This window comes from Nakamurella sp. UYEF19 (assembly GCF_040546275.1).
GTDB lineage: Bacteria > Actinomycetota > Actinomycetes > Mycobacteriales > Nakamurellaceae > Nakamurella.
Map to the genome: position 1 here is coordinate 21,015 of NZ_JBEPNO010000024.1, position 24,237 is coordinate 45,251.

General features: G+C 67.4%; 23 protein-coding genes. 13 read left to right on the forward strand and 10 right to left on the reverse strand.

The window, feature by feature from the left end; genetic code table 11:
- Positions 1–55: 55 nt before the first annotated feature.
- Genes ABIB25_RS23445 through ABIB25_RS23460 form a run of 4 tightly spaced genes read left to right on the forward strand, consistent with a single transcriptional unit; the run spans position 56 to position 5,297 of the window.
- Positions 56–1,495, forward strand: coding sequence for an ABC transporter substrate-binding protein (locus ABIB25_RS23445; protein WP_354530948.1), 1,440 nt, complete (start codon positions 56–58; stop codon positions 1,493–1,495).
- Positions 1,496–1,537: 42 nt separating this feature from the next.
- The gene (locus tag ABIB25_RS23450) at positions 1,538–3,250 is read left to right on the forward strand and encodes a class I adenylate-forming enzyme family protein (RefSeq protein WP_354530949.1); all 1,713 of its coding nucleotides are present in this window, start codon (positions 1,538–1,540) and stop codon (positions 3,248–3,250) included.
- Complete coding sequence (locus tag ABIB25_RS23455) at positions 3,247–3,702, forward strand: nuclear transport factor 2 family protein (protein ID WP_354530950.1); 456 nt, start codon at positions 3,247–3,249, stop codon at positions 3,700–3,702. The genes ABIB25_RS23450 and ABIB25_RS23455 overlap by 4 nt, the downstream gene beginning before the upstream one ends.
- A gap of 29 nt (positions 3,703–3,731) precedes the next feature.
- Positions 3,732–5,297, forward strand: coding sequence for a class I adenylate-forming enzyme family protein (locus ABIB25_RS23460; protein ID WP_354530951.1), 1,566 nt, complete (start codon positions 3,732–3,734; stop codon positions 5,295–5,297).
- A 38-nt stretch (positions 5,298–5,335) separates the two neighbouring features.
- Here the strand turns inward: ABIB25_RS23460 and ABIB25_RS23465 are convergent, their stop codons facing one another.
- The gene (locus ABIB25_RS23465; RefSeq protein ID WP_354530952.1) at positions 5,336–5,614 is read right to left on the reverse strand and encodes a DUF1295 domain-containing protein; all 279 of its coding nucleotides are present in this window, start codon (positions 5,612–5,614) and stop codon (positions 5,336–5,338) included.
- Positions 5,615–5,841: 227 nt separating this feature from the next.
- Between ABIB25_RS23465 and ABIB25_RS23470 the strand changes: the two genes are divergently transcribed.
- On the forward strand, positions 5,842–6,828 hold the full coding sequence (locus tag ABIB25_RS23470) for an LLM class F420-dependent oxidoreductase (protein WP_354530953.1): 987 nt from the start codon (positions 5,842–5,844) through the stop codon (positions 6,826–6,828).
- Here ABIB25_RS23470 and ABIB25_RS23475 read toward each other — a convergent pair.
- Entirely contained in the window at positions 6,821–7,453 is a 633-nt protein-coding gene (locus ABIB25_RS23475; RefSeq protein ID WP_354530954.1) for an alpha/beta hydrolase, read from the reverse strand. The genes ABIB25_RS23470 and ABIB25_RS23475 overlap by 8 nt on opposite strands.
- Positions 7,450–8,412, reverse strand: coding sequence for a ring-cleaving dioxygenase (locus ABIB25_RS23480; RefSeq protein ID WP_354530955.1), 963 nt, complete (start codon positions 8,410–8,412; stop codon positions 7,450–7,452). The genes ABIB25_RS23475 and ABIB25_RS23480 overlap by 4 nt, the downstream gene beginning before the upstream one ends.
- Positions 8,413–8,658: 246 nt before the next feature.
- Between ABIB25_RS23480 and ABIB25_RS23485 the strand changes: the two genes are divergently transcribed.
- Positions 8,659–9,126: a MarR family winged helix-turn-helix transcriptional regulator gene (locus ABIB25_RS23485; RefSeq protein ID WP_354530956.1), complete on the forward strand. Its 468-nt coding sequence runs from the start codon at positions 8,659–8,661 to the stop codon at positions 9,124–9,126.
- A 63-nt stretch (positions 9,127–9,189) separates the two neighbouring features.
- Here ABIB25_RS23485 and ABIB25_RS23490 read toward each other — a convergent pair whose 3' ends face one another.
- From ABIB25_RS23490 to ABIB25_RS23500, 3 genes are all read right to left on the reverse strand, one after another.
- Positions 9,190–10,098 (reverse strand): MerR family transcriptional regulator, encoded by a 909-nt coding sequence (locus ABIB25_RS23490; RefSeq protein ID WP_354530957.1) that lies wholly within the window; start codon positions 10,096–10,098, stop codon positions 9,190–9,192.
- A 232-nt stretch (positions 10,099–10,330) separates the two neighbouring features.
- Positions 10,331–10,525, reverse strand: a complete 195-nt coding sequence (locus ABIB25_RS23495; protein WP_354530958.1) for a hypothetical protein — start codon at positions 10,523–10,525, stop codon at positions 10,331–10,333.
- Positions 10,526–10,578: 53 nt separating this feature from the next.
- Positions 10,579–10,830, reverse strand: a complete 252-nt coding sequence (locus tag ABIB25_RS23500; protein ID WP_354530959.1) for a hypothetical protein — start codon at positions 10,828–10,830, stop codon at positions 10,579–10,581.
- A 77-nt stretch (positions 10,831–10,907) separates the two neighbouring features.
- Here ABIB25_RS23500 and ABIB25_RS23505 point away from each other — a divergent pair, with 77 nt between their 5' ends.
- Positions 10,908–11,828, forward strand: coding sequence for a LysR family transcriptional regulator (locus ABIB25_RS23505; RefSeq protein ID WP_354530960.1), 921 nt, complete (start codon positions 10,908–10,910; stop codon positions 11,826–11,828).
- Between the two features lie 62 nt (positions 11,829–11,890).
- Here the strand turns inward: ABIB25_RS23505 and gnd are convergent, their stop codons facing one another.
- Together gnd and ABIB25_RS23515 are read right to left on the reverse strand one after the other, a co-directional pair.
- The gene (gnd, locus tag ABIB25_RS23510; RefSeq protein ID WP_354530961.1) at positions 11,891–12,961 is read right to left on the reverse strand and encodes a phosphogluconate dehydrogenase (NAD(+)-dependent, decarboxylating); all 1,071 of its coding nucleotides are present in this window, start codon (positions 12,959–12,961) and stop codon (positions 11,891–11,893) included.
- A gap of 63 nt (positions 12,962–13,024) precedes the next feature.
- Positions 13,025–13,990 carry an NAD(P)/FAD-dependent oxidoreductase gene (locus ABIB25_RS23515; protein ID WP_354530962.1) on the reverse strand — a complete coding sequence of 322 codons (966 nt, stop codon included), beginning with the start codon at positions 13,988–13,990 and terminating at the stop codon, positions 13,025–13,027.
- Positions 13,991–14,266: 276 nt separating this feature from the next.
- Here ABIB25_RS23515 and ABIB25_RS23520 point away from each other — a divergent pair, with 276 nt between their 5' ends.
- From ABIB25_RS23520 to nicT, 3 genes are all read left to right on the forward strand, one after another.
- Positions 14,267–16,123 (forward strand): bifunctional metallophosphatase/5'-nucleotidase, encoded by a 1,857-nt coding sequence (locus ABIB25_RS23520; RefSeq protein ID WP_502919891.1) that lies wholly within the window; start codon positions 14,267–14,269, stop codon positions 16,121–16,123.
- Positions 16,124–16,288: 165 nt separating this feature from the next.
- On the forward strand, positions 16,289–16,648 hold the full coding sequence (locus ABIB25_RS23525) for an ArsR/SmtB family transcription factor (RefSeq protein ID WP_354530963.1): 360 nt from the start codon (positions 16,289–16,291) through the stop codon (positions 16,646–16,648).
- 165 nt (positions 16,649–16,813) lie between these two features.
- Positions 16,814–17,950, forward strand: a complete 1,137-nt coding sequence (nicT, locus tag ABIB25_RS23530) for a Nickel transporter NicT (protein ID WP_354530964.1) — start codon at positions 16,814–16,816, stop codon at positions 17,948–17,950.
- Between the two features lie 41 nt (positions 17,951–17,991).
- Here nicT and nhaA read toward each other — a convergent pair whose 3' ends face one another.
- Both nhaA and ABIB25_RS23540 read right to left on the reverse strand, forming a co-directional pair.
- Complete coding sequence (nhaA, locus tag ABIB25_RS23535; protein WP_354531008.1) at positions 17,992–19,266, reverse strand: Na+/H+ antiporter NhaA; 1,275 nt, start codon at positions 19,264–19,266, stop codon at positions 17,992–17,994.
- A 212-nt stretch (positions 19,267–19,478) separates the two neighbouring features.
- The gene (locus tag ABIB25_RS23540) at positions 19,479–20,240 is read right to left on the reverse strand and encodes a VIT1/CCC1 transporter family protein (RefSeq protein WP_502919892.1); all 762 of its coding nucleotides are present in this window, start codon (positions 20,238–20,240) and stop codon (positions 19,479–19,481) included.
- Between the two features lie 245 nt (positions 20,241–20,485).
- Here ABIB25_RS23540 and ABIB25_RS23545 point away from each other — a divergent pair, with 245 nt between their 5' ends.
- The 3 genes from ABIB25_RS23545 to ABIB25_RS23555 all read left to right on the forward strand — a co-directional run bounded on the left by ABIB25_RS23545 (position 20,486) and on the right by ABIB25_RS23555 (position 24,202).
- Positions 20,486–21,379, forward strand: a complete 894-nt coding sequence (locus ABIB25_RS23545; protein WP_354530965.1) for a sigma-70 family RNA polymerase sigma factor — start codon at positions 20,486–20,488, stop codon at positions 21,377–21,379.
- Between the two features lie 10 nt (positions 21,380–21,389).
- Entirely contained in the window at positions 21,390–23,186 is a 1,797-nt protein-coding gene (locus ABIB25_RS23550; RefSeq protein WP_354531010.1) for a glycoside hydrolase family 15 protein, read from the forward strand.
- Between the two features lie 143 nt (positions 23,187–23,329).
- Positions 23,330–24,202, forward strand: coding sequence for a GAF and ANTAR domain-containing protein (locus ABIB25_RS23555; RefSeq protein WP_354530966.1), 873 nt, complete (start codon positions 23,330–23,332; stop codon positions 24,200–24,202).
- Positions 24,203–24,237 lie beyond the last annotated feature (35 nt).

Sequence of the window (24,237 nt, forward strand, 5' to 3'; positions counted from 1 at the left end):
CACCGCTGCCAGCCGTTCGGCTGGAGCTCCCCCTTCATTCCCGGAAAGGCCTCCCGTGCAAAAGTTCCCATCAGGTCCACGGTCGTACCTGGTCGCACCGCTCGCCTGCCTCACCGCCGCGGCGCTTGCCCTCTCGGCCTGTTCGTCGAGTTCGACAGGCAACGCCGCAGCCACTACGAGCGCGAGTTCCGTAGCCGCCGGTACCACCAGCGCCGCGCCGCCCGCCTCCATTGGATCGTCGGCGGCCTCGTCGGCGGCGCCACCGGCTTCATCGGCTCCCGGTTCTTCCTCTCCAGGATCCTCGTCCCCCGGGTCGTCGACGGCAGCCGCCAGCGGCTTCAAGGCCGACACCTCGCAGTGCGACGATCCCGCTTCGGCCACCAAGGTCATCACCGGCACCTACAAGATCGGTTACAGCGCACCGTTGTCGGGGCCGGTCGCCGGTGTCGTCACGTTCGCCCTCGACGGCTACAAGGCCAGGATCGCCGCGGAGAACGCCAAGGGAGGCATCAACGGCGTCAAGATCGAGGTCAGCTTCAAGGACGACGCCTTCGCCCCGGACAAGGCCAAGGCCAACGAGGTCCAGTTCATCCAGAGCGACAAGGTCGATTCCCTCGTGACTTTCGGCAGCGGTCCGGTCGGCGCCATGGCCGACGACCAGAACGCCGCCTGCATCCCGCTCCTGTACCCGAGTTCCTCGGTGCAGCAGTACCGCGACATCTCGCAGTACCCCTGGACGGTGCAGTTCCTGCCGGCCGGTGACGCGGAAGCGCGGTACGACGTCGGCGTCATCATGAAGAAGTTCCCGAACGGCGCCAAGGTCGGCATCGCCGAGAGCCAGACGGCCTCGGGCAAGGGTGAGTCCGAGGCGTTCCAGGCCGCCGCCAAGGGCACCAACCTGACCATCTCCGTCATCGCGCCGTCCACCGATCCCAACGCCGCCGCCACCGCGCTCAAGGCCGCCAACGTCGACGCGGTGTACACCGCCGGCATCACCACCGACTGCGGACCCGTCGTGCAGGCGATGGGCCGCGTCGGATTCACCCCGAAGTTGGTCGTCAACCCCAGCAACTGTGCTGACGGCACCGCCTATGTCGCCGCCGGTGCCGCTGCGGACGGCAACGTCATCCCCAAGTACCTGAAGGATCCGGGCGACCCGGCGCTCGCGAACGACGCGGGCGTCAAGGACTACCTGTCGCAGGTCACCACCGCCGACAAGAACAACACCATCACGGTGGCCGGCTGGACAACGGCTGATCTGACCATCAACACGCTGAAGCAGGCCGCCTCGTCCGCGGCGGGTCTGACCCATGCGAGCGTCATCGAGGCAGCGCGCGACCAGAAGTACTCATCACCCATGCTGATCAACGGCATCAACTGGGTCAGCACCCCCACGGTGCTGACCGGATTCGACGCCTTCCAGACCTTCGTCTGGAGTGCGGCGACCAAGACCTTCAAGGCCGACGGTGCACTGATCTCCGTCGCTTCGAAGTAGTCCGCCAGACCGGAACAAGCGACGGGCAAAGAGGTTTCCAAGATGACGGCACGCAAGATGCACCCGCAGGAGCGGATCGACGAGTGGAGAGGTCGCGGCGCCTGGACCGACGACACGGTCCAGCAACTGTTCCTGGACCGGGTCGCCGAGTTCGGCGACGCGACGGCCGTCGTCGATCCGCCCAACAAGCGGGACCTCGTCGATCTCGACCCGGAGCGGGTGTCCTGGAACGAGGTGGCCGAGGCGGCCGACACCCTCGCGGCGGTGCTGCTCGCCAGCGGCCTCGGCGAGGGCGATGTGGTGGCTGTGCAACTGCCGAACACCGTCGAACTGGCGGTGGTGTACCTGGCCGTGTGGCGGGTCAGGGGCATCGTCTCGCCGCTGCCGGTGCAATACCGTCGGCACGAACTGGTCGAGCTCGGCAACATCGGCGCGATCGATGCGTTCGTCACCGCCGATCGAATTGGAACCCGCGCGGCAGCAGGGGATGTCGTCAGCATGCGCGACGACATCCCCTCGCTGGCGACGGTGTTTTCCTACGGGCCGACCGAGGTACAGGGGGCGGTGCACCTGTCCACGGCGCTGCAGGATGTGACGACCGAGGCCCTCGCCGCGGTCGCCGCCTATGCCGATGCCCATCCGGTCGACCCCAACGACTGCATCACCATCTGCTGGACGTCCGGCACCGAGAGCCGGCCGAAGGGGGTACCGCGGGCCCACTACGAGTGGCTGGTGATGAGCTGGGACACCGTCTACTCCCCCAGCCTGACCCACGAATCCAGGATCCTCAATCCTTTCCCGATGGTGAACATGGCCGGGATCAACGGCATGTTCCTGCCGTGGTTGCGCACCGGATGCGTGCTGGTGCAACACCATCCGTTCGATCTACCGGTCTTCCTCCGGCAGGTGGCGGACGAGGGCATCAGCTATACGGTGGCGCCGCCGGCCCTGCTGGCGCTGCTGCTCCAACGGGAGGAACTGCTGGCGGGAGCGGACATCTCGACCCTGAAGCAGATCGGGTCCGGCTCGGTCCCGTTGCAGGAGTGGATGGTCCGTGGCTGGTACGAACGGCACGGCATCACCGTCATCAACTACTTCGGCTCCAACGAGGGCATCTCGTTGATGACCGATGTCGTACTGATGACGGAACCCGAGCAGCGGGCCCGCTTCTTCCCGCGGTACGGCGGCGGTCGGGAATGGAGCTTCCCGGCCTCGAAGCAGACGAGCGTGAAGCTGATCGATCCGTCGACGGGCGAGGAGATCAGCGAGCCCGGTGTCGCCGGCGAGCTCTACCTTCGGGGCCCGAGCCTGTTCGCCGGATACCTCGACGCGGCGAACGTCCCGAGCCCCTTCGACCCGGAGGGATTCCTGAAGACCGGTGACATGTTCGTCATCGACGGACCTCATGCCGAGTACCTGCGCTACGTCGACCGGGCCAAGGACCTGATCATCCGGGGTGGCATGAACGTCGCCCCGGCCGAGTTGGAGACGATGATCGCCGGCCACCCCGGTATCGCCGAGGTCGCGGTCATCGGGTATCCCGACGACCTACTCGGCGAGAGGATCTGCGCGGTGGTGGTACCGAGACCAGGGGCGACCATCACTCTGGCGGAGGTGATCGAACATCTTGCGGCCCAGCAGATCGCATCGTACAAATTGCCCGAGCGGCTGGAGATCCGGGACGCCCTCCCGCGCAATCCCGTCGGCAAGGTCCTCAAGAGAGCACTGCGATCAGAAATGGAGCAACCAGCATGACAACCCAGGAAGCGAATACCGGGACCGAAGTGGTCTCGGCGGTCAAGACCGCCGACGACGCGGCGAAAGTTGCCGTGGTGCAGGAGATCCTGGACTCGTGGTCGGCCCAGGACTGGGACAGGGTCGAGGCCCTGTTCCATCCGGACGGCGTCCTGCAGAGCGTGATGAGCGAACCGGTCGTCGGTCGGGCGGCGTTCGCGCAGCGACTGGCTGTGCTGGCCAAGGGTCTGGAGCGGATCCAGTTGCACATCAGGGCGATCGGCGTCATCGGCGGGCGGGTCTTCGTCGAACGCGTTGACGACTTCGACACGAACGGACACCACGGTGAGGTACCGGTTGTCGGCATTCTCAGCGTCGAGGACGGCATGGTCAAGCAGTGGCTCGAGTACTACGACCGGGCCACCCTGCTGCGTGGCATGGGCGTCGATCCGAACCAGGACTTCGCCCACTGAGCAGCAAGCGGGAGGGGCCATCATGCATCATGGACCAGCAACTGGAGACGGTCGGCGCGGTGCTGGCACGTTCCCTGCACCGCGCCGGCGACCGGATCGCCGTGCGGGCGCGGGGCGAGCTCCGGACCCACCGGGAGCTGCTGGCCGGCGCCGCCCGATTCGCGAACACCCTGGCCGGCAACGGGTTGCAACCGGGCGACCGGGTGGCCCTGATGGTGTCCGACCGCGCCGAGTCCGTGGAGGCCTATCTCGGTTGTTTGCTCGGTGGCTACCCGGCCGTCCACGTGAACGACCGCCTCGCGGCGCCGGAGGTCGCGGGGATCCTTGCCGACGCGCGGGCCCGCGCGATCGTCTACACCGGCGAGGTGGGGCCGCGCCTCGCCGAGCTGGACGTGGTGGCGGATACCGACCTCGTGGTCGCCATCGGTCAACCGGCTGCCGCGGTCCATGCCCGGTGGGCGGACCTGCTCGCGACCGCGAGCAACCGGCCCCCCGAGATCCCTCGCGAGCCGGACGATCTGGTCATCATCGGTTACACCAGCGGCACGACCGGCACCCCGAAGGGCGTGATGCACTCGCAGCGCACCATGCTGCGCACCCTGCGGCACATGCCGGTGCACTTCGACATGCGGCCGGGGAGCCGCTGCGCGTTCACCGGAACGCTGTCGTTCGTGTCCGGGATCTGGGGGGTCGTGCTCCCCCACCTGTATCTCGGCGGCGAGATCTCGTTCCTGGCCGGTCTCACCCCCGACCAGTGGTTCGACACCATGGTGGCCCAGGGGTCGCAGTTCACCTACGTCCCGACTCCGCTGGCCGGCGAGTTCGTCGCGCAGGTCCGCCGCCGTCCCGAGGTGCTCGACACCCTGCGGGTAGCCATGCACTCCGGTTCCGCGATGCCGGCCGCCGACGTCCGGAGGCTGGTCGACATCGTCGACTCACGGTTCGCCGAGGCCTACGGGATGACGGAGACCGGCGCGCCCGTCACCCGCACCGAGGCAGCGGACTGGACGCTCGGCTGCGAGGCCCAGGACGTACATGCCAGCGTCGGCCGCCCGGTGCACATCGCGGACGTGAGCATCGTCGATGGCGCAGGAAACCCATTGCCGGTCGGACAGACAGGCGAGATCACCGTCTCGTCGGAGACCCAGTTCGTCGGGTACTTCCGTCGTCCCGATCTCACCGCCGACGCAGTCCGCAACGGCCGGCTCCATACCGGCGACATCGGCCGCCTGGACGAGGCCGGCTATCTGTACGTCACCGATCGGGCCAAGGACATGATCATCTCGGGCGGCATGAACGTCTACCCGGCGGAGGTGGAGAGAGCGCTGGCCGGTCTGCCGGGTCTGGCCGAGCTCGCCGTCTTCGGAGTCCCGGACGCGCGATGGGGCGAGACGGTGGTGGCCTTCGCGGTGGCTTCCGACCCGAGCCTGGACCAGGCCGCCGTGATCGAGGCCGCCCGTGCCCGGCTCGCCTCCTACAAGAAGCCCACCCAGGTCAGGTTTCTCGACTCCTTGCCCCGCACTGCCAGCCTGAAGATCGACAAGCCCGCCCTGCGGCGGCTGTGGTCCGAGCACGACGGGTTCTCGTCCGCATGATCACAACGAGGGCGACCGTCTGCCACACGGGTGTGTCCCTACGGCTTCCGGACCGCCCAGAAGATGGTCTTCACCACGAACGGGATCAGCGGTCCGGTCCGCCGGCGCAGCAGCGCCGAGTAACGGGGGTCCTCCGGCTTTCCGTGATTGCGCCGGTGGATGTAGCCGGCCAGCCGCAGCCCCCAGATCAACGGCACCAGCAGCGCCACCAAGCGGCGGCCGGGGTCACCGTGCCCGGACGAGACGAAAGAGGACACCACCGCAACGACGACGAAGCCGAGCCACGAGATACTGCCCATTCCCAGTGCGGCGTCCATGAGCAGCCCTCCGTCGACGATGACGGCAACACCGCTAGTTGTAGTGCGAATGGCACGAGTTGGCAGGAGTTCTGCGGACTCCGACGAGCAGTCGATCCCTCGGCTGGTACCGGCGTGTCGAATCGAGGAGTGGTCAGGCCACCTTGCCCGGTCACTCTGTTTGGTGTAGTAACAACCGGGGATCGGCAGACCCAGGGGCATCCACAGGGGAAGGGCGGTGACACAGCATGGGTCCAGCACTCGAGGTCTCGTTAGGGCTGTGGCAGGACCGGCCGGCCGGCGAGGTGATCAGCACCGCCACACTCGCGGATTCGTTGGGCTATCGGGCGATCTGGATCGGCGAGATGGCCACCTGGGACGCCTTTGCCCTCGGCACGCACATCGGCGCACGTCTGCAGCACTCCCATCTCGTGCTGGGGCCCCTCGCCGTCGCCGTACGCGATCCGGCGATGATTGCCATCGGTGCCGCCTCGGTCGCCTCGCTGACGGGGCGCGAGGTCACGGTGGCACTGGGCACATCGTCGACCATGGTGGTCGAGTCCTGGCACGGCCGTGACCGCAGCAGATCCGGTCTCGCCCTCACCGAATCCGCCGCCGCCGTCCGGTCCCTGCTGGATGGGGAGAAGTCCGCAGCGTCGGGTGAACTGCTGCGCAGCAACGGGTATCGACTACGGCTCCCGCCACCGCGGAGCCGGTTGGTGATTGCGGCGTTCGGCGACCAGGCCATCAACGCGGCCGCCCGGTACGCCGACACCATGGTGCTCAACCTCGTCGATCCGCCGTCGGTGCGGGCTCTGGTGGACAAACTGCACCGAGCCGCCGAGGCCCTCGGCCGCCGCCCGCCGACCGTGGCGGTCTGGACGACCTGCGCGATCGACCCGGGCGAGGAGGCCATCGAACAGCTGCGCCGCGGCGTGGTCGGATACCTCGCCGCCCCGGGGTATGCCGAGATGTTCTGCCGCGCAGGCTATGCCGATCTGGTCGACTACGCCAGAACCCGCCCACACCCGAAAGACCTGCTGGCCGCAGTGCCGGCCTCGCTGAACACCGTCGTCGGGCTGGTGGGTACCGCCGCGGAGGTCGAGGCCCGGATGCAGGAGTACAGCAGCGCCGGAGCGGACACGCTGGTCCTGGTTCCGTCGGCCACCGACGACGACCCGTCCGGCGAGCGCTCGCTCCGCCTGGCCGCGAAGATCGGCCGCGGGATCAGCTGATCCCGAAACCGCTTGCAGCTGCAACGATCCGCGCCAGCTCGGGCAACTGCCGTCCGTCGATGGTGTGTCCGCCGTCGTGCGACAGCTCCGTGACATCGGCGTGCATCGCCTCCAGCTGGGCAACCAGGGTCACGGTCTGCTCAGCTGTGGCCATCGGATCACGGCGGCCGTTGGCCACCACCGCCCAGCGACCGGTGAGGTCTACGTCCGCCGGCGGTGTGCTGAATGGCACCATCGCAGCGAGCAGAACGGCCCCGGCCAACACCTCCGGTCGCTGCATCATCAGCGCCGACGCGATGTTGGCTCCATTCGAGAAACCCACCGCCACGAACGTTCCCGGCTCGATGCCGTGCTCGGCACCGACCTCGAGGACGAAGTCGGCCAGTTCGTCGGCGCGCGCGCCAAGGTCCTGCTCGTCGAAGACACCTTCGCTCAGGCGGCGGAAGAATCTGGGCATCGACCCCTCGAGCACCCGTCCGCGAGGCGAGAGCACCGGGGACGAGGGCGAGAGACGGTCGGCCAGGGGCAGGAGGTCATGCTCGTCCCCTCCCGTGCCGTGCAGCATCAACAACGGCGGACCGCCGGTGCCGTCACGCCAGACGTGCGGCCAAGCCCCCGCGGTCATGACGGGTCCGCGGAGAGGTCGGGCAAGGTGATCGCCGGGAGGGAACGAGCGATCTGCTCGCGGTTCGGCTCCAGCCACGGCGGCAGCTTGAGCGACCGGCCCAACTCCAGCAGCGGCTCGTCGATGTCAAAACCGGGCGTGTCGGTGGCGATCTCGAACAGCACACCACCGGGCTCACGGAAGTAGATGGACTTGAAGTACTGGCGGTCCAGGATCTCCGTGACGTCGACCCCGGCCTCGACGAGCTGGCGCTGCCAGAGCGTCATGGTCTCCAGGTCGGGTGCCCGGAACGCGACGTGGTGCACCGTGCCGCCGGCCTGGTAGCCGCGCTCCCTGGCCCCTCCGGTCAGGTCGACCAAGGCGCCGGCGTCGCCGCCACCCATCGAGAAGCGCGAACGCCCGGCCTGTTCGGTGGTCGAACCCATGCCGAGCAGGTCCGTGAGCATGTCTGCGGTCGGGTCGAGGAGACGTTCGCTCATCGTCACCGAGTGCAGGCCACGTACCGCGTGCTCGGACGGGATGCTGGCCACGCCGTCCCAGCCGGAGCGGAGATCACCATCGGCCGCGACGAGGTCGAGCACCATGCCGTCCGGGTCACGAAGGGTCAGCACCTCTTCGGCGTCGCGGGTGACCGGAGCGTCGACATCGACGTGGAGGGCCTTCAAACGGTCGTGCCACCAGCTGATCGAAGTACCGGGCACGCTGAATGCAGTGGCCGACGTCATGCCGGCACCCTGCCGTCCGCGCGGAACATCCGGCCACGGGAAGAACGTGAGAATGCTGGATGGGGTGCCCTTTTCGTCGCCGTAGTACAGGTGCCAAGAATCCGGCGCGTCGAAGTTGACCGTGCGTTTGATCAGCCGAAGGCCGAGGATCCGGGTGTAGAAGTCGACGTTCTTCTGCGGGGCCGACGCAATGGCGGTGACGTGGTGCAGACCCTGGGGAGCGATGGTGGTCATGATGTCCTCTCCGACGGCCCCCGACCATGTCGGGAGCGAGCTGTTCGGTGGCGACCGGCGGTGCCGGTCTCGGGACTTGTGGTCCCGATGCCTTCAACCACGGGGCAAGCATTTATCTTCCCAGCAAGATACCTCTTGGCAAGAGACTCCGCCGGACCTAGCCTGAGAACGCAACACACAAGGCACGCCACCCAGCAGCACTCCCCAACCGGGCAGCACTCCCCGACCGAGCAGTGAGGACAGGACATGACCCGGCCTCCGCCAGTCTCGCCCGACGTGCCGGGCGATCGAGACCTCGTCAGCTGGTGGGGGCACGTCATCGAGGGCTTCCATCACACCCACGCACTCATTGCGGCCCCGGTGGAGCGGGAGTTCGGCCTACCGGCCGCACCCGCCGAGGTCATCCTGCGACTCGGCCGGACTCCGGGGCATCGCCTGCCGATGTCTCGCATCGCCCGGGAAACAGCACTCACCAGCGGCGGCTTCACCAAGCTGGCGGATCGATTGATCGGCATGGGTCTGGTCCATCGCGCCCGTGACGAGAACGACCGCCGGGTCATCCACCTGGAACTCACAGCACAAGGCGAGCGCGTTGCCGTCCGGGTGGAGGCCCTGACGGCCCAGGCCCTCCGCGCCCATCTACTGGCGGCCGTGGGCGTCGATCGGGCCAGATCGCTCAGCGACACCATGTTGGCGCTGCGGGAAACGACGTAGACAGAAGGCGTCCGCGCCGCGGTGCGGCGACAAAGCTTGCGGCGCGGCGACAACGGGCGCGACTCAGATGGTTCCTCGCGCGGACAGCGCGCTGTCGATGACAGTGCAGGCGTCCTGGAGACGATTGCCGAGGTAGGTGCCAGGAATCTGGAGTCGACGGCGCGCCGAGCTGAATGCGTTGCCGGCGTAGAACACCGGGATCTTCAGATCGTCGACAGCGGTCAGGGAGGCGAGGGCACGACGGCGCCCGGTGGGCAGATGCGCGACGATCACGACGCCGGCGGCTGCGGCCGCCACCGACGCCGTGGTCAGCGACATGGTCGAGGTGTGGGCTCCGAGCAGACGACACGGCCAACCCTTGTGGCGCAACAGGAGGGCCAAGGCTTCCAGCCCGATGGTGTGTAGATCGCCGGGCCCGCAGGCCAGCACGATCGGGTTCCGTCGGGTCGGAGGCGGCGCATAGGCGGTGCTCCGGTCCAGCCAGGCCCTCGCCGCTTCCGTCGTCAGGTGTTCCTGGTTGATGTCGCAGCGGCCGGCCTCCCACCACTGGCCGATCTGCCGCAGGGCGGGCAGCAACACCTCGTCGATGCAGCCGTCGAGCCCGAGCACTTCGGTCGCCCTGGCCAGCTCTGCCCGAACACCATCGGTGTCGAGTCGGGTGGAGGCGTCGAGGAAGGCCCTGATCAGCTCGGCGGCCGGGCCGTCGATGCCCAGGAGCGTGCGAACGGACTGAGCGGCGAGGCTGGCCCGGGTTCCGCGAGCGATCTCGTCGCGCATCAAGCGCAGCGTGTGCATCTCCTGCGGGCTGTACCGGCGATGCTTTCCGGGCACCCGCGCCGACTCCGGGATGCCGTAGCGGAGCTCCCAGGAACGGAGGGTGGGCATCGGAACCCGGAGCACACGCGAAGCCTCGGCAATGGGGACACCGTCAGCTGCCGCCTCACCGTTCTCGATCTCGATCGCCGTGCTCATCTCGCTCCCGGACCGTCACGCCGGGGCATCACACCGTCGGCCATCACCAGCTCCGGTCGATCGTAATCTCGCCATCGAGGGTCCGACAGGGAAGCGCACGGCTCACCAGAAATGTACTGTCAGGATGCCTGGGGAGTTTGGGGCCGCGCAATGCGTCAAGCTATGCAACTGAGACGTAAAAATGCACAATCTCGACCCGTTAGTAGTGCGCTGACAGCGAAGATCTGCGGCTTCAGCGGTAGAGGAGGTCGCGGATCTCGGCGGTCTCCGCTGCCGGCAGACGCCGGATCATCGCATCCAACTCGAATCGCTGCGCCGGCGTCGTCGATTCCGCGAGCTCCTGCTGGAGCGCCTGCCGGCGTTCGTTCGTGAGGGTCGCCTCCCGCACCTTGCGACGGAGCGAGTCCAGATCAGGTATCGGGTTCACGTGATTCCCCACTTCATCGTCGGAGAGGTGCGGCAGGCGGACATCAGGACAGGTCAGGCGGCGCGGAGGCGGATGCGCTCGATCATCTGGGTGTAGACCGAGACGTCGGTGCCGGAACGCTCCAGCATGGCATCCAGTTCCTGGATGTCGGCCTGGGTCGTGTAGGTAGACAACTCCCGCTCCACACGCTGATGCAGGGCGCGGACCGAACGACGCTCACGGTAGGAGTCACGTACGGCGGCGAATGCCGAGGTCCGGCCGGTGGCGCGGTGGATGGACGGGCTGTTCTGCTCTCTGGTGGTCATGACTCCATGTTCACCGACCATCATTCATGCGTCCAATGACGATATGTCGATCAACCCTTGCTCTAGAGTCATGGGTTATGGATATCGACTCGTTGCGGTGGTTTCAGCAGATCGCCGACGGCGTCACCATGACCGAGGTCAGCGAGATCGAGTTCATCACCCAGTCCGGCGTCTCCCGTGCTCTGCAGCGACTGGAGCGTGAGGTCGGCACCGAACTGCTCCGTAAGTCCGGGCGCAACCTCCGGATGACGCTCGCGGGCGCGGCGTTCAAGCGGCACGTCGACGCATTGCTCCACCAATTGGACGATGGCCTGGCCGCGGTCGATCAACTCATCGACCCGGAGACCGGCACCGTCGCCCTGGCATCGCAGCTCTCCCTCGGGACCTGGCTGGTCCCCAATCTGATCGGCAGCTTTCGGCAGACCCACCCGGATGTCCGCTTCGAACTCCAGCAGGTCAGGGACGAGCTCACCACATCCGTCCTCCAGGACAGCAGACTTGATCTGGAGATCACCACGGTCCGGCCGACCGAGCGAACCGTGCACTGGCACACCCTCCTGACCGAGCCTCTTTGGCTCGCAGTTCCCGAAGACGACCCGTTGGCGGGCAGCAACGAGGTCAGCCTGTCGCAGGTCGCCGACGCACCGTTCGTGATGCTGCGGACTCCGTCCCTGCTGCGCCGCCAGACCGAGGAGCTCTGCCAGCAGGCGGGTTTCGTGCCGATGGTCGGCTTCGAGGGCGAGGACATCCCGACGCTGCGGGGGTTCGTGAACGCCGGATTGGGAGTCGCCGTTGTGCCTGCGCTGAACCAGGTCTCACCCGAGGCGATCGGTGGCGCGGTGCACCACCTCCGGATCACCGACGTCGGGGCCTCGCGCGAGATCGGGCTCGGCTGGTCGACCGAGCGCAAGACGCTCCCGTCGGCCGAACTCTTCCGCCAGCACATCGTCGACCGATCGATGGCCGGCGATCTCCCCGGGGTCGCTCAGCCTGGCTGACCCCGGGGAACTTCGCGGCGTTCGCCTGCTCGCAGGCAGAAACCTTGGTTCGGGCCGGAACCTCAGACCTGCGGCTTGCCGCCGTGATCCGCCTTGTTCGAGCCGGCTTCGAGCGAGTCGCCCGCCGGGAGCTCGTGGTGGCCACCGAACTGCTGTCGCATGGCCGAGAGCACCTGGTTGGCGAAGTGGTCCTCGCCGCGCGAGGCGAACCGCTCGAACAGCGAGGCCGACAGCACCGGCACCGGCACCCCGATGTCGATCGCCGCCTTGACGGTCCACCGACCCTCGCCCGAGTCGGAGACGCGACCGGCCAGACCGTCCAGCGTGGGGTTGGACTGCAGTGCAGCCGCGGTCAGGTCGAGCAACCACGACGAGATGACTGACCCGCGGCGCCAGACCTCGGCCACTTTGGCGGTATCGACGTCGAACTGGTAGTACTCCGGCTCCTCCAGGGGGGCCACCTCGGCCGAGTGCTCCGCGGACCGGATCCCGGCGTCGGCGTTGTCGAGGATGTTCAGGCCCTCGGCGAAGGCGGCCATGATGCCGTACTCGATGCCGTTGTGGACCATCTTCACGAAGTGACCGGCCCCGGACGGGCCGCAGTGCAGATAACCCTGTTCCTCCGGGGAGAAGTCGCCCGTCCGGCCCGGAGTGCGTTCGATGGTGCCCTTGCCGGGAGCGATGGTCTCCAGGATCGGGGTGATCGTCGCAATGGCCGAGTCGTCGCCGCCGACCATCAGGCAGTACCCGCGCTCCAGTCCGAAAACACCCCCGCTCGTGCCGATGTCGACGTAGTGGATGCCCTGCTCGCGGAGTTTCGCCGCTCGGCGGACGTCGTCGCGGTAGTTGGAATTGCCGCCATCGATGATGATGTCGCCTTCGTCGAGCAGCTTGGCCAGCTTCTCCACGGTCTGACCGGTGATGCCGGCCGGGATCATCACCCAGGCCACCCGCGGGCGTTCCAGCTTCTGGACGAACTCCTCCAGGGTCGGCGCCCCGACGGCACCCTCGTCCACCAGTGCCCTGATGGAGTCCGCGCTCACATCGTTGACGACGCAGTCGTGACCATCACGCATCAGCCGCCGCACGATGTTGGCCCCCATCCGACCAAGGCCGATCATTCCGAGCTGCATAACGAGAACTCCCTCTGACGTAGCGCAGCTAGCGGACTACCTGCGTCTGGTGAAGCTGACGAGCTAAAGGCTAGGCCCCGCGGTGAGGATTGCCGCCGCGAGGTCGGTGCCGGACCGCCAGGCACTCTCCACCCGCGGAGAACCCTCCGGACACCACTGGTCCCCGGCCAGCCACACGGTGCGCCCGCCCTCCTCGATCCGCCCGAAGGCCGCGGGGTGCGCATCGGCGGGTTTGGCGAACGTCCAGCGGTGCGCGTGGGTCCATATCGGCGCGCCGACGCCGAGGAGCTCGCGCAGTGCGGCGATCACCGGGGCAACCACCCCGTCGGGATCGTCCAGGTGACGGGCGGCCAGCACGGGCGTCGTATGGGCCACCAGCACCGGGGCGCCGTCGCCGCGGCGGGCCCCGTCGTCGGCCACGAAGTCGACGTCGGGGTGGTCGTTGACGAACGCGGCGTCGGCGAAAGGCCAGTCGTGGTCCGTGAACTCGCACACCACCGCGATCACCGGACGGTAGTCGACGGCATCGGGAACCCGCACCAGGCGGGCGGCCTGCGGGTCGGGCATGGCCAACACCACCTCGCCGGCGGGCAGCACGTCCACCGCGGTGGCGTTCTCGAACGGGACCGGGCCCAGCAGAGCGCGGACCAGGGACCGCAGGCCTCCCGGGGTCGCCCACCGAACGGGGCCTGCCTTCTCCTCGGGGGCGCGTCCCGGTGCAAGTACCCCGAAGGTCGACGTCCACGGCCGCGCAAGGCCGGCTGATTCCCACTGCCGCACCAGGGCGACGAAGCCCTCGTCCTTCGCGGTGAAGTAGCCGGCGCCGATGTCGACGCGACGTCCGTGCAGCTCGGGTGACGCCATCCGGCCGCCCACGGCCCGTCCGCGGTCCACGATCCGGACCTGACGCCCGGCGGCGCGCAGGGCCACGGCGCAGGCCACCCCCGCCATTCCGGCACCGACCACGGTCACCGGTGGCGGCCCGTCCCCTCCCGGCGGCACTCGGGTGCTGGCGGGGGAAGCGGTCACGGCGGGTCGATCGTTGGACGGCTGCATGGAACAAGTAGTACCCGAGCCGCGCGGAGTGGAATCGCACCACCGCAAGTCCTGCGGCCGCTAGTCCAACCGACTGAAATACCACCACAATCCGGACGGAATCCCGGATGATTCTCCGTCAGTTCACAGCCCCGGCATCACGAATTCGCATGGCGAAACTAGTGTGACCCCTTTGCCCGACCGTTCCCGTACCTGTCCCGGAAAGACCAAAGGGCCCCTGACGGAGCCGACAACTGGAGTGGAGTCACCGTGAGTCTTGTGACCAGACGGACCTTTCTGACCGGCACCGCCGCCGGCGCAGCGGCGATCCTTGCGGGGGTGGGATTCGTCGACACCGCCGCCGCCGGAACCCCCGGGGGGACAGCCGACCACCCGGGTCACGGACCCGAGCACTGCAGGACCTACCGCCTGACGGTGATGGGGACCACCGACCTGCACGGCAACATCTTCAACTGGGACTACTACAAGGCCGCCGAGTTCGACGATGCCGCGCACAACGACGTCGGGCTGGCCAAGGTCTCGACCCTGGTCAACGCGCTGCGCACCCAGCGCGGCCGCGAGAACACGCTGCTGATCGACGCGGGCGACACCATCCAGGGCACACCGCTCGCCTACTACTACGCCAAGATCCAGCCGATCAGCCGCACCGTCGTTCACCCGATGGCCGCGGCGATGAACAAGATGGGCTACCACGCGGCGGCCCTCGGCAACCACGAGTTCAACTACGGGATCCCGCTGCTGCGCACGTTCCAGAAGCAGTTGGACTTCCCACTTCTCGGCGCGAACGCCGTGGATGTGAAGACCAGGCGTCCGGCCTTCCCGCCCTACGTGATCAAGACGGTCCGCCCCCACGGCCAGCGGCCGGTGCGGGTCGGCATCCTCGGCCTGACCAACCCCGGCATCGCCATCTGGGACAAGGCGAACGTCCAGGACAAGCTGACCTTCCCCGGCCTCGTCGAGCAGGCCAAGCGGTGGGTGCCGTGGCTCCGACCCCAGGTTGACGTGCTGATCATTGCGGCGCACTCCGGTGCCGACGGCTCGTCGTCCTACGGCACCGCGCTGCCCTTCCCCGAGAACGCCTCCACCCTGGTGGCGCAGCAGGTGCCGGGCATCGACGCGATCCTCGTCGGCCACGCCCACGTCGAGATCGCCCAGAACAAGGTGGTCAACACCGCCACCGGCAAGACCGTCATCCTGACGGAGCCGCTCAAGTGGGGTCAGCGGCTGTCCGTGCTGGACATCGACCTGAAGCAGGAACGCGGTCGCTGGCACGTCGCCGGGGTCGCCTCCCAGGTCTTGAACAGCAACACCGTCGCCGAGGACCCGGCCATCACCAAATTGCTGGGCGCCGACCACCAGAAGGTGCTGACCTACGTGAATTCGGTGGTGGGCACGTCGCTGACCGCGATGTCGGCCGCCACCGCCCGGTACGAGGACACCGCGGCCATCGACTTCATCAACTACGTCCAGTCCGATGCGGTCAGCAAGGCCCTGGTCGGCACCGAATACGCAGCCCTGCCGGTGCTCTCGATCGCTGCGCCGTTCAATCGCGAGGCGGCGATCCCGCAGGGCAACGTGAGCGTCCGCGACGTGGCCGGCCTGTACATCTTCGACAACACCCTGCAGGCCGTGGTGATGACAGGGGCGGATGTCAAGGAGTATCTCGAGTTCTCGGCCACCTACTTCAAGGCGGTCACCGGCACCGGCCCGTTCCCGGCGGACTCGGTGACCAATGCGGTGACGGGCACCGCGCCGAGCGGAACCCCCGACTACAACTACGACATCATGGGGGGCTTCGCTGCGCCGCTGACCTACCGGATCGATCTCGCAAAGGCTGTCGGTTCCCGGATCACCGGCCTCGCCTACGCTGGCGCGCCCATCGACCCGGCCGGCCGATTCATCATCGCCATCAACAACTATCGCGCCTCCGGTGGCGGCAATTTCCCGCACACGGCGGGCAACCCGGCGGTCTACAACCAGCAGGTCGAGATCAGTCAGCTGATCATCAACTGGGTCACCACCAACAAGACGATCGATCCGACCAAGTTTGCCACCGTCGACTGGTCGCTGACGTACAACGGTGCGCCGGTGCAGATCTCCGGCTGATCCCGGACGGCGGTCACCCCCTCGACTCCCCGGCCCGACCTTATGTCGGCCGGGCCGGAGCGTCGGGTCAGCAGAAGTCTCCGGCTGCATTGCCGGGTGCGAGGATGGGGCGTGCACAGCGACCACGGATCGGCGGTGCCCGGTACGCCACCGGCGGGTGCAACCATGCCTGATGCATCTCCGGATGCCGATGCGAACCGGTCCGAGCAGGCCAGGAAGGCTCTGCAGAACGCCGACGACGTGCAGGGCTGGGCCATCCGCTTCGGCCTGCTCGGTGACGAGAACCGCCTGAAGATCCTGTTGGCCCTCCACCGAGCCCCCGGGATCACCGTCGGAGACCTCGCCACCGCGGTCGGGATGAGCGACAACGCCGCGTCCCACGCCCTGTCCTCACTCCGGATGGCCGGTGTGGTCGCGGCCGACCGCGATGGCCGCTACCGGCGGTGGTCGGTCACCGACCGGGCCATCCACGACATCCTGCATGCGGTCGGCGCGAGCCATTCGGACCTGCATCCGCATCACTGAACGCGCGAGTCCTGCGCGACACGCCGTTCCAAACGATGCAGGGTCATGTGCGCATCTGTTCCGATGACCATCTGCGGCCTACGGTGTGGGAGTCGCGCCGACCACCGGCTCGTGCACCGCCGCGCAGTTCATCGCCGAGAAGTCGCCGCATCTGCTGGAGGACCTGTGTCAGTTCCTGTTTCGGCCGCAACCGCCGCCCCTACCGAGAAAGCGCCGTCGATCCGGCCGCTGCAGGTGATCCGGTCGGCCGGAAGGGCCCTGCTCGTCGTCCTCGGGCTGCACGTGCTGGCCCTCGGACTACTCTTCGCCTTCGTCATCCCCGGCCACTACCAGGTGAACGGCAAGGTCTTCGGCATCGGGCTGGCCATCACCGCCTACATCCTGGGCGTCCGGCATGCCTTCGATGCCGATCACATCGCTGCGATCGACAACACCACCCGCAAACTCGTCGGCGAGAACCGCAAGGCGACCACTGTCGGCCTGTTCTTCTCCCTCGGGCACTCCACGATCGTCTTCGTGATGGCGCTGCTGCTGGCGGTGGGCGCCAAGGTCGCCTCGACCCTGGTCTCGGACGACTCCGCCGCGCACCAGACCCTCGGCGTCATCGGCACTCTCGTATCCGGGGTCTTCCTCCTGCTGATCGGCGTGATCAACCTCATCGCACTGCAGGGCATCATCCGTGTCTGGCGCGAGGCACGCCGGACGGGAATGGACGAGGCCGCGCTGGAGAAGGCACTGGACGGGCGTGGATTCTTCGCGCGGCTCCTGCGCCCGCTGATGAGGCGGATCACCCGGCCCGGCCAGATGTATCCGGTCGGCGTGCTGTTCGGGCTGGGATTCGATACAGCCACCGAGATCTCGCTACTGGTGCTGGCCGGAGCAGGCGCCGCTACCGGCCTGCCCTGGTACGCGGTGCTGGTGCTACCGCTGCTGTTCGCTGCCGGCATGAGCCTCTTCGACACGCTGGACGGCGCCTTCATGCACGCCGCGTACCACTGGGCGTTCATCCGGCCGGTGCGCAAGATCTACTACAACCTGACCACTACCGGACTGTCGGTCGCAGTCGCCCTGCTGATCGGTGGAATCGAGATCATCGGACTGCTGCACGACAAGCTCTCCTGGAGCGACCCGGTGACTACCTGGATCGCGAATCTGTCGCTCGACTCCGTCGGCTACCTCATCGTCGGACTGTTCGTCGCGGTCTTCCTCGGGTCGACGCTGTACTGGCGGATGGGGCGGGTCGAGGAGAAGTGGACAGCGAAACTGCTGACCGGGCAACCGAATCCGGCCGTCGCCGACTGACCTCATGCACCGGGCAGCAGTTGCCGGCGGGAAGGGGGCCGTCAGCCGTTGCGGTGGTAGACGTCCGGAATGCCGTCGTGGTCGGCATCGACCTCCTCGGCCTCGCAGATCCGCCGGTACACCTTGTTCCGCGAGCGGAGCACCACGGCGGCCAGCATGGCCGCCAATACGGAGCCCACCAGCACTCCGATCTTCGCGTGGTCGTCCGCGCTGCTACCGAAGCCGAACGCCAACTCGCCGATCAGCAGGGACACGGTGAAGCCGACGCCGGCCAGCATGGCCATCCCGAGTACATCGGTCCAGGACAGTTCCTCGTCGAGGCGGGCCTTGGTGAACCTGGACATGAGGAAGGTCGAGCCGAGAATGCCTATCGTCTTGCCGACCACCAGCGCCACGATGATTCCGATCGTCACCCTCTGCGAGAGCGACGATCCGAGACCGCTCAGTCCGCCGACGGTCACCCCGGCGGAGAACAGCGCGAAGATCGGTACCGCGACCCCGGAGGACAGCGGGCGCAATCGATGCTCGAAGTGCTCGGCCAGACCGGGACCGGAGTCCGGCCCGCCGTTCCTGTCGCTGCGCAACACCGGCACGGTGAAGGCGAGCAGGACCCCGGCCACCGTGGCGTGGATGCCCGCCGCGTGCACCAGACCCCAGGTCAGACCCGCCAACGGCAGCAACAGTGCCCAGCTGCGGACCCGTCGTTGCACCAGCACCGCGAAAAGACCGAGCGGGACGATGGCCAGCAGTAGCGGCAGGAACGACAGCGACGAGGTGTAGAAGATGGCGATGATGGTGATGGCCAGGAGATCGTCGACCACCGCGAGTGTCAGCAGGAACGTCCGTAGGCCGGACGGCAGATGTGTGCTGATGACGGCGAGGACTGCCAGAGCGAAAGCGATGTCGGTCGCCGTGGGGATGGCCCAGCCCGCCAGGTCGGGTCCGCCGCCGAGGTTGATCAACGTGTAGATCAACGCGGGGACTGCTACGCCGCTGACGGCCGCCACCACCGGGATCGCCGCCCGGGCGGGGTCCCGCAGGTCGCCGGCGACGAATTCGCGCTTGAGTTCCAGCCCGGCGACGAAGAAGAAAATTGCCAGCAGGCCGTCCGCAGCCCACTGGCCGATGGTCAGATTCAGGTGCAGCGCTTCGACGCCGACGGTGGTGTCCCGGACCTTCGCATAGGACGCCGACCACGGCGAGTTCGCCCAGACCAGGGCGATCACGCTGGCCACCAGCAGCAGCGCACCGCCGACGGTTTCCTTGCGCAGGATCTCGGCAACGCGGCTGGCCTCCGGCCAACTCCCACGCCCCATCGTGCGCCGCTGGGGTTTGGCAGAACCACTCACCGGAGTGCTGTCTGCTGGGAATGGGCTTTCGTCGGGCACCGGGCAACTCCAGGTTTGATCGTCAGGGGCGAATGGGTCGACAGCACAATTGCCGACCAGACTTCCCGGCGCACCACGGGGAACCTTACCGTGCAGGCGGGGCCCCATGGGGATCACCGAGCCCCCGGCCACCAGCGGCGTCAGGACGGGACAGCGCCGATGAGGTGCCCGACCAGGTAGGTCACGCCCACCGCGACTGCACCGAGCAGCAACTGACGGCTACCCGCCCGGATCAGGGGGCGGCCGGTCAGCCGACCGACGAAGGTGCCACCGGCCACCAGCGCGACAGCCGTGATGATCATCGACGCGAGGAGGCCCGGAAACCCGAGCAGATAGGGGATCAGCGGCAACAGCGCACCGATCGAGAACGCGACGAGGGACGCGCCGCCGGCCAGAACTGCCGAGGGCAGGTCCTCCGCGTCGAGCCCCAGCTCGTCCCGGGTGTGAAAACGCAGCGCCAGATCAGGGTCCCTCGACACCGCAGCCGACATCTTCGCCGCGGTCTCCGCATCCGCCCCGTACCCGCGGAAGGTCTCGGCCAACTCGGCCTGCTCGGCGGCCGGGAACTGCTCGTGCATCCGTCGCTCGACGGCGACCTCGGCATGCACCAGTTCGTTCTGATTGGTGACCGAGACGTACTCCCCCGTGCCCATCGAGAACGCGCCGGCCACCAGCCCGGCCAGGCCGGTCAGCACGATGGCGTGGGTCGAACCGCCACCACCGCCGACGCCGGCGATCAACGAGGCGTTGGTGACAAGGCCATCGACCGCGCCGAATACGGTGGGTCGCAGCCACCCTCCGGAAACATCTCGGTGACGATGGTTCCAACCGGAGCGCAGGGCCGCCTCCGTGACCGCGGCCTCCCTGTTGTCGACCGGCTTCAGATTCTTCTCGTTACTCACGACCAGATTGTGCACGGTGTGTCGATCGACACGGAGACGGCACGCGGACCTGCCGACGTCCGGGCGATCATTGTGACGAGACACGTTGCACTGCAACAGCTCAGCAGAATCCAGTCACGGTCATCGTATGCAACTTCGGACAGTTTTGCATAGTTTTGCGCGTTGAAGACGCTCGAGCAGCGTGCTTCTATGTGGGAGGTACAGCAGAGTGCCAGCCAGATCCATCAGTGATCGAGGATTCCGTCGTGACCTCTGCCCAGACTGCCGTGCACTCCAGCACCACTGTGCACCCCATTTCTACCGTGCACTCCACTGCGCCCCTGCATGCCACTGCTCCCGTGCAGTCAGCTGCTTCCGTTCACCCCGAGGCCGACCTCCGCCAGCAGGATGCACTCTTCCGGCTGACCCGAGCCCGTGCGAGCGGCGACGCCCGTGCCATCCGTTCGGCCGAGCACGAGGTGGTCAGTTCGCACCTGAGCCTGGCCACCGCTCTGGCGCGTCGCTACCAGCGACGTGGCGTCGAGTTCGAGGACCTCCAACAGTTGGCGCGACTTGGTCTGGTCAAGGCGGTGAAGCGCTGGCAGCCGGAGATCGGTGGCGAGTTCCTCCCCTACGCCTACCCGACGATCCTCGGGGAGATCAAGCGGTACTTCCGCGACCACGGCAATTCGATCCGGGTCCCTCGCGGCCTGCGTGAGCGGTACGCCGAGGTGCAGTCCGTCGCCGAGTCACTCGAACAGCAGCTCGGACACACTGCCAGCGAGAGCGAACTGGCCCATGCGGCCGGCATCTCGGTGGAGCTGGTGCATGCCGGTCTGGCCGCCGTCGCCAGCTGCAACGTGCTCAGCCTCGACGAGCTGACGGTTCGCTCCGCTGCCGCCGACCGGCCGAGCTCCGGTGCTGAATCCGAACTTCGCAGGGTGGAGGACCTGATGCTGGTACGTCAGGCGATCGGCAGACTGACCGACCGGGAGCGGAAGATCCTGCGGCTCCGGTTCTTCGACGGACTCAGCCAGCTCAAGATCGGTGAGGCCATCGGTGTGAGCCAGATGCAGGTCTCCCGTCTGGTGCGCGGGGTGCTGTCCAAGCTCAAGATCTACATCGACGAGTCCGACGCGGAACCACGACTGGCCTGCTGAAATCGACGTCCTGAACGGCGCACCACCGGTTCCGCGTGATGAGAACGGCTACGCCGAACTGGATTCCTACGGAGCGATCGGTGACGGCCGGACCATCGCGCTGATCGCGATGGACGGTCGCATCGATTGGCTCCCGTTGCCCGACATGCATTCCCAGCCGGTGTTCGCCGCTCTGCTGGACGCCGAGAATGGTGGCTACCTCTGGCTGAGGCCCCGCGAACCGTTCACCGTCACCCGTGAATACGTCTCGGGGACGAACGTGCTGGCCACCACCTTCCTGACGAAGTCAGGCAGCGTCCGGATCACCGACTCGCTCAATACCGGAGTCGCCGGACGGCTGCCGTGGGTCGAACTAGCTCGCCGCATCGACGGACTCGACGGCAACGTCGAGCTCATCGCGGACGTAGTCCCGGGCACGTGTCTCAACACGGCATCACCCTGGGTCGACCACACGGTGCACGGCCCCGTGTTGCGGGCCGACGGGATCAGCATGGCTGTGCGAACGATCGACAGCGACCAGGTGACCACGAGCACCACTGCCGTGACGGCCCGCTATCGGACCTCACCCGGTTCTCGGCAGCTGCTGGCTCTGGTGGCCACCGAGAGAGAACCTCTCCTGCTCCCCGAATCCGCCGCCATCGACGCGGGGGTCGATCGCACGATCGCCAACTGGCGGGTGTGGTCCGCCGAATGCGCGTGGGACGGGCCGTTCGGCGAGATCGTGCTCCGCAGCGCCTTGGCGCTCAAGCTGCTGATCTACGCGCCCACCGGTGCCATCGTGGCCGCGGCGACGACATCCTTGCCGGAGGCAGCCGACGGCAGCAAGAACTGGGACTACCGGTACGCCTGGGTGCGCGACATGGCGTATTCGCTGACGGCCCTGTTCCGGTTCGGGCTCCGCGAGGAGACCCACGGGGCGATCAGCTGGCTGCTGTCCACCATCAACCAGCACGGACCGGACCCGCACATCTTCTACCAACTCGACGGATCCCCCGCCGATGACGAGCAGATCTTCGACGTGCCGGGTTGGCGTGGCATCGGAGCGGTCCGTCGTGGCAACGGTGCGGCCGATCAGCTGCAACTCGGGGTGTTCGGTGACCTGTTCAGCATCGTCGGCCTGTACGTGGACAACGGCAACGTGTTGGACACCGGAACCGGTGCCCTCCTGGCCTCCATCGCCGACACGGCCTGCGATCGCTGGCGCAGCAAGGACTCGGGCATCTGGGAGCTGGAGGATCTGCGGCACTACACCACTTCCAAGCTCGGCTGCTGGCAGGCGCTCACCACCGCGGTGCGTCTCGCGGAGATCGGCCAGATCCCCGGGGACGCCCGGCGCTGGCGGACCGAGGCAGCCGCCATCCGCGACTGGGTACAGGACAACGCCTGGTCGCCCGAGCGCGGTGCCTACGTCTGGTATCCGGGCAGCGACGAGTTGGACGCCTCGATCCTGCTGCACGCCATCAGCGGCTTCGACCGTGGTGCTCGGATGCGGTCCACCATCGGGGCACTGCAGGCCGAGTTGGGCGCCCCTCCGCACCTGTACCGGTTCTCCGGTGCCGACGAGCAGGAGGCGGCCTTCGTAGCCTGCTCCTTCTGGATGGTGTCCGCGCTGCACCTCACGGGCCAGTCGGAAGAGGCCCACCAGCTGCTGGAATCGTTGATGGACACCACGAATGACGTCGGGCTGCTGGCCGAGATGGTCGCCCCGGAGAGCGGGGCGTTCGTCGGCAACCTTCCGCAGGCGCTCAGCCACCTGGCGCTGATCCACGCGGCGATCACCGTGGCCACCCCGCCACCGGACCGCTGATCGTTGCACAGCCGTTCCGCTGCAGTGCTTGTCAGCCGAGCGTGACCAACTCTCGCGGATCGTCGCCCGGCAGCATCCGGTCTTGCACCACCGCAGTCACCGTGACGTCGTTGAAGTCACCGATCTTCCGTATCATTCTGGTGATGGTCAAACAGAGCGCCGGCGACGAGAACTTCCAGAAAGGCGTTTCCTCGGTGTGGTCATACTCCGAAGATTCGGTCTCCCGGCCGACTGCTGATCGATCCGACGTCAAGGATCCACTCGGCTTCGCCGGCGACATGGCCGATTTCGCTCTCTCCCTGCACGAGTCGACGGACGACACGTCCGAGCTGATCCTGCACCAGATCGTCGAAGGCGCCGTCTCGATCATCCCCCACGTCGCCCACGCCGCGATCCTGACGCCTGCGGGTCCGCGCCGGCTGCAGGCCCGCGCGTCCTCGGGTGGAAGACTGCCCGAGAAGATCCTGGAATTGCAGAACGAGTTCGGCACCGGCCCCTGCCTGGACGCGCTCGAGTCGCACGAGCAGATCCGGGCCGATGACCTGGCTGTCGATCCACGGTGGCCGGGTTTCGTCGAACCCGCTGCCGAAGCCGGTGCTGCGGGCATGCTCTCGACCCCACTGCTGGTCGGTGGCGACACCATCGGGGTCCTGACCCTGATCAGCGCGACCCCCGGATTCGACGACGAAGCAGAAAGTCTGGCCCGGATCTTCGCGGCCCACGCAGCAATCGCTCTCTCCGGAGTACAGCGTAACCGGGACATGATGGCCGCATTGACGAACCGGGATGTGATCGGCCAGGCCAAGGGGATCCTGATGGAACGATTCAAGCTCACCCCGGACCTGGCCTTCGCGGCACTTGTCCGGGTGTCGACGAACTCCAACGTCAAACTCCGTACCGTCTGCGAAGAGCTGTGCCTCACCGGATCTCTCCCGGAAGAGCGACGGTCCCGGGCCAGCGGTGGGTCCAATGGGCGGGTCGACGCAACCGTGGCAGCCGATGCGTCCCGCGGTTGACGGCCCACTCCACGGGTACTGAACGGTCAAGCGGC